The organism is Parafrankia sp. BMG5.11 (genome assembly GCF_004337455.1).
Genome location: NZ_SJXI01000141.1, coordinates 1 through 4,449 on the forward strand (window position 1 = coordinate 1; position 4,449 = coordinate 4,449).

Annotated in this window: 4 protein-coding genes; all 4 read right to left on the reverse strand. The window is 69.5% G+C overall.

The features are described 5' to 3' along the window. Positions 1-86: 86 nt before the first annotated feature. A complete protein-coding gene (locus tag E0504_RS47265) occupies positions 87-905 on the reverse strand; it encodes an ecdysteroid 22-kinase family protein (RefSeq protein WP_243657965.1) in 819 nt (272 codons plus the stop codon). A 402-nt stretch (positions 906-1,307) separates the two neighbouring features. Beyond that, entirely contained in the window at positions 1,308-2,525 is a 1,218-nt protein-coding gene (locus E0504_RS47270) for a cytochrome P450 (RefSeq protein ID WP_112109135.1), read from the reverse strand. A gap of 226 nt (positions 2,526-2,751) precedes the next feature. Then, positions 2,752-3,555, reverse strand: coding sequence for a hotdog domain-containing protein (locus E0504_RS47275; RefSeq protein ID WP_131627770.1), 804 nt, complete (start codon positions 3,553-3,555; stop codon positions 2,752-2,754). Positions 3,556-3,622: 67 nt separating this feature from the next. After that, a partial coding sequence (locus E0504_RS47280; RefSeq protein WP_131627772.1) for an ABC transporter substrate-binding protein occupies positions 3,623-4,449 on the reverse strand: 827 nt, incomplete at its 5' end.

Sequence of the window (4,449 nt, forward strand, 5' to 3'; positions counted from 1 at the left end):
CAGCTGAACAAGCGGTAACACACGGAGTGCGCGAAGCGGGTGCGGCGGGTGCGGTGGGTTCACCGCACCCGCCGGGTCCGAGGGGGCTACGGCGCGAGCAGGTCCAGCGTGCCGAGGTCGCGGATCGCGGCGCACGCGTTTGTGATCATGGAGAGGAACATCCGGTCGGAGCTCTCGGTGGGCTCGTTGGTCGCATAGACGGAGCCGAGCACGGTGAGCAGCGGTGCCTGCGGGGTTCCGAGCCGGTAGTCCCGGAAGCACTCGTCGAGCGGGTAGTCGTCGACCCCCATCCGGACGAGCCGCCCGTGGTAGGTGCGGACCAGGTTCTTTTCCTGGGCGCGTCGGAGTGCGGGTGGCAGTGCGGTGGCCAGGAAGTAGGCGACGTCGCGGCCGGCGAAGCCGATCTCCAGCGACTGCCAGTCGAGGGCCGTCACCTCACGGGACGCCGTGAGCCCGTGGGACTCGGCTGACTCGTGCGACTCGCCTGCCGCGCGCGGCTCCGTGAACAGGAGGTTGTCGAGCCGGTAGTCGCCGTGGATCAGCGTGTGGCGGGTGCCGACGTGCCGGCCCCACCGGGCGAGGAGATCGGCCGTGCGGAGCAGTGTGTCCGTGTCGGTCGGTGCGAGACGGTCGCGGAACCGGTCGAGGAACGGGGCCATGGCCCCGGCGAAGACCTCGCTGAGGAAGCCGAGCGCGGCCTCGTCCGTCCGGCGTAACCAGTCGGCGCCGTCGGCGAGATCCGGCTTGTTCCAGAACGGGCCGTGCAGGCCGGCGAGGTTACGCAGCGCGGCTTCGGCCTGGCGGACGTCGCAGCCCTCCACCTGGAGACCGGGCCGTGCCGGGTGCCCGTCCTCGAGCACCAGCGTGAAGCTCCGGCCGTCGGCGCTGATGTCGGCGCTCCACACCGCGGCACCCGGATCCGGGCGGACGGAGCGAACCGGGTGTAGTAGCCCACCTCGCTGCGGTAGCCGGGGGCGATCTGGCCGCGGCCCTCGGGGGAGCCGGCGGCCATCTTGAGTACCACGGAGGAGGGCACCTGGTCGGTGCCGCCGGGCCGGACGCCGGTGCCGCCAGGCCGGACGTCGAGGTGGAAGCGGTAACTGGAGCTCAGCTGGCCGCCCCCGACGGGTTGGTGGCGCAGCCCTACGACCTCGGTGTCGGTGCCGCCCCGGCGCAGCGCGCCGGTCATCCACTCGGGGGTGACCGTGTTGGGGTCGTCGACGATCCACCCCGGCTGTCCACCTGCCGGTTCGGTCATGCTGGGCCTCCGGAGGAGCTCGGGTCGGTGTCCGCGGCGGGCGTGAGGCTCAGGTGATCGTGTAGCGGATGGGGAGGTGCTTGGGTCCGCCGACGAACAGGGTCTGCATGTATTCGGGTGTGCCGGCTAGTTCGATCTCGTGTAGCCGGGGGACGAGTTCGGTGTAGAGGGCGCGTGCCTCGAGTCGGGCGAGGTGGGTGCCCAGGCAGTAGTGGGCGCCGAAACCGAAACCGACGTGCTTGTTCGGGGTTCGGCCGACGTCGAAGGCGTTGGGGTCGGTGAAGACGTCCTCGTCCCGGTTGGCGGATGGGTAGGACAGCAGCACCGACTCCCCGGCCGAGATCCGGACACCGCGGAGGGCGGTGTCCTCGGTGGCGGTGCGCATGAAGTGCTTGACGGGGGATACCCAGCGGATCATCTCGTCGACCGCGGTGGGCACCAGGCCCGGGTCCGCGGCGAGGCGCCGCCACTGGTCCGGGTGTTCGAGTAGGGCGTGCAGCCCGCCGGAGATCGCCGCGCTCGTCGTGTCGTGACCGGCGGTGGCGATCAGGACGTAGTACCCGACCGCCTCCAGTTCGCCGATCGGTTCGCCGCCGATCGTGGCGTTGGCGATCACTGAGCCGAGGTCGTCGGTCGGTGTCGTGCGGCGGTCCGCGATCACTGTCTGGAAGTACTGGAAGAAGTCCAGCAGGGTGTCCAGGGCGGCGGTGTCGCTCGGGTTGCGGGCGAGGTCGACGTCGTCGGAGCCGAACAGTTCCTGGGTGAGTGTGAGCATCCTCGGGAAGTCCTGCTCGGGTAGCCCGAGCAGGGAGAGGATGACGTAGAGGGGATAGTGCGCGGCGATGTCGGTGACGAAGTCGCATTCGCCGCCGAGATCGGCCATGTGGTCGACGTAGCGTTTCGCGAGCTGGGCGATGCGGTCGGATAACCGCCGGATGCCGGCCGGCTTGAACCAGTCGGCGCTGATGTGCCGGTAGACCGGGTGGTCCGGCGCGTCCATCTGTACCAGCGAACGTATCGGCGGCGCGGGCGCGGCCGGGTCCTGGCTGACGGCCGTCCGTGGCGCGTTGTGCCAGCGCTCGGAGTCCCGGGAGATCGTCATGACGTCCTCGTGTCGGGTGACCGCCCAGAACGGCGCGAAGCCCGCCGTCTCGACCCGGTGCACCGGCGAGTGGCGGCGCAGCAGCGCGGTGGCGGTGTGCCACCGTTTCTCGTCCGCGTACGCCGTCGGGTCGGTGAAGACGCTGCCCGCTTCGTCGAGATCCATGATCAGTCCTTCCGGTGGCACGAACGGGGCGAATCTCGCTTCGTGCCCGGTGGGTGTTGTGGCCCCTGGTCGCGGGCGTCGCGCACGACCGGAGAGTAGCAAAATATCTAGTTCTTTTGCGGTTGTTGGATTCGTTGGCAGGTTAGGCGCCCGTCGCCGGTCAGCCGCGCCGGGCGCCGGTCGGACCTGTCGTCGCTGGCCGGACCTGTTGTCGTCGGCCGGACGGCTACCGCGGTTTGGCGTCGGCGAGCCGGGCCGTCGCGACGGCGCCCAGCTTCCCGGTCCCGGCGTCGGTGAGGTGCACCAGGCAGACCTCGCCGTGCCTGTCGGCCACCGCGCGCGCTGGTCCGACCGAGAACGGCCGCAGGTAACGGATGCCGAGAGCGGTCACCACCGTCGGTCCTTGGGCGGATGAGGTTGCTGCCTCCTCGGTGGCGAGCGCGACGAGGCCGCCCTGGATGGCGCCGCCTGCGTTGAGGCCGTCGGCCCGGTGGGGTACCTCGACGGTGCCGGGAGCCACGATGACGCTGCCGACCCGCTCGGTGAGGGGTACCGGCAGCCGGAAGGGTCCCTCGGGTAGTCCGGCCAGGGCGCCGTGGGAGAAGACGTGGTCGGGGTTCGGGGAGGTGACGAACGACGTGTGGCAGACGGCGGTCAGGGTCCCGGAGGTCTCGTTGCGGAATCGTGTCTCGCAGACGGCGACCGTCCGGCCGGCCTTGACGGTTCTTGCCTTGAGGGAGATCGTGTGGCCGATCTCGGCTGGTTCGACGACGTGCACGTCGAGGTCGAGGGTGAGGGCTGGCCGGGGTGCGGTCAGGTTCAGGGCGAGTGTGCCTGTGACGATGTCGGCCCAGGTCGCCAGCACGGATGTCCGCAGGGCGGTCGTGCCGGGGACGCACAGCTCGGCGAACACGTCGGCGCGCCCGGTGGCGACGCCGTCGTCGACCGAGAAGCCCAGGCCGAGCTCCATGACGATGTGCCGCACATCGTCCACGTTGCCGCGATTGCCACCATTGTCGACGGTGTTCACGAGATCGCCCCTTCGCTGCCTTGGTCGCACGGCCTCCTGGCCGCGCGGCCGGCGGACGTCGAGCGTCTCAGTCCTGGTTGCCGAATGGTTTGTAGGGCAGGGTCGGGTTGCCCTGTGCGTTGAGGGTTGTCATCAGTCCGCCTCGGGTGCAGGCGGCGGGTACGAGTGGGTTGGCGGTGCCGTCGCAGTGGAAGGTCAGGCCGGGGGCTGCGGGTAGTGGCAGTTCGGGTGCTGAGCGGATCTTCTCGATGAGTCGGGTGGGGGTGATGTTCCCGGTGAGGCCGTCGAGTGCCCGGCTCAGGGCTGTCATGGTGACGTAGATGGTGGAGCTCATCGAGTTGCTCAGGTCGATGTCGTTGTCGTCGTAGGTGTGCACGATCGCCTCCCACTGGCGTAGGTCGGGATTGTCGTGGTCGTCGATCGCGAACGGTGCTGATGCGTACACGCCTTCCAGGGTGTCGCCGAGTGCGGTTTTGGAGGTGTCGGAGACGCACTGGTTGACGACGCTGACGGGTCCGTCGAAGTTCGCCGCTCGCAGGCCCCGGAACGCGGAGATGCAGAAGGCGTCGCCGCCGATGATGTGGACTTCGGTGGGTCCGCCGGCGGTGATCCGTTCCATTTGTGGGGTCATGTCGGCCTGGTCGGGGGGGATGGCGACCACGTCCAGGTCGAGGCCGGCGTCGCCGAAGAGCTGGTCGCCGACGGTGTCGTAGAACCCGGTGACCACGGGTACGTCGATGCCGACGACGGTCACTTTGGGGACGTGGTTCTCCTTGGCGACGGTGATCGGCATGCCGGCCAGGCCCGCGATCTGGTCTGCCAGTGCGAAGGTGGAGTCCCGGTCGAGGATGACCGACTGTTCGGTGGTGGCGTACACGAAGATCGGGATCCCGG

Coding starts and splice junctions, on each gene's coding strand:
- E0504_RS47270 (WP_112109135.1), bottom strand. CDS start 2,525: ATGGATCTCGACGAAGCGGGCAGCGTCTTCACCGACCCGACGGCGTAC.